We start from the raw sequence: 791 nt of genomic DNA, 5'->3' as shown, positions 1-791 counted from the left end.
TAATTCAATTTCTCCCCTATCTTGAAATGCGGCATTTTCTCATATCCAGAACCAACCAAACCATAGCGCAATTCTATAACTGTCCGGGCCGTCTGATCCGGGATCATCTTGACTAATGCCACGCATTTTCCCCGCTGGGCAGTCAGTTCATCAAGATCGTGCTGTACAACACTCTGGAAGGCCGCTCTTGCGGCTTTTGCTTCCGGGGATAGGCGAATACCCACGTAAGGAAGCGGGGCCTTTAGAACGGCCTGTAAACGCCTTATCAGACGTTGCGCCGGAACCAGGGAATCCAGCAGAATTTCAGCCAGGGACAGGTCAGCCATAAGATCACCGCTCACTTTCTATCAACAGGGCCTCCAGTTCATCCAGCTTGGCTTGAAGTTCACTTGTTTTAATGACGTTCAACGCAGAATTGCAAGCGTATAAAAGCGCATTTCCCCGTTTGGGGTCAATCTCACCATTCAGGATCATGTTTCCGATCCGGCCTATACTCCGGCGAATGTCAGCCGGGGTGGATAGCTTCAGGGTCTTTCGCCGGGGCATACTCTCACCGCCTTATTCTGTGAAATCGTCAATGAAAATCACGGCATCTTCAACCGTGTTGGGGTATTCGTCCGCCAAAGCCTGAAGCGCATCCACGGCGGCTTCCATGGTGTCACGCTCTGTAAAAATCTGCCGCACACCGTTAATCTTGCCGCCGCATAGCTGGCCCTGGGCCGTCCATTTCCCGGTGTCCGGGTCATAGCTTACGAACCCCATATAAAACCGCTCTGCCTTGCGCTGGGCGG

The 791-nt window shown here is 52.6% G+C and carries 3 protein-coding genes; all 3 read right to left on the bottom strand.

Annotated elements, in window-relative coordinates:
• On the bottom strand, positions 1-326 hold a 326-nt coding region (locus D1841_RS17720; protein WP_160644980.1), incomplete at its 3' end, for a hypothetical protein.
• A 4-nt stretch (positions 327-330) separates the two neighbouring features.
• Positions 331-546 carry a hypothetical protein gene (locus D1841_RS17715; protein WP_166554341.1) on the bottom strand — a complete coding sequence of 72 codons (216 nt, stop codon included), beginning with the start codon at positions 544-546 and terminating at the stop codon, positions 331-333.
• Positions 547-558: 12 nt separating this feature from the next.
• On the bottom strand, positions 559-791 hold a 233-nt coding region (locus tag D1841_RS17710), incomplete at its 5' end, for a hypothetical protein (RefSeq protein ID WP_160644978.1).

The organism is Neglectibacter sp. X4, from assembly GCF_009917365.1.
Taxonomy (GTDB): Bacteria; Bacillota; Clostridia; order Oscillospirales; family Acutalibacteraceae; genus Acutalibacter.
This window is presented reverse-complemented; position numbering and strand designations above follow the sequence as displayed.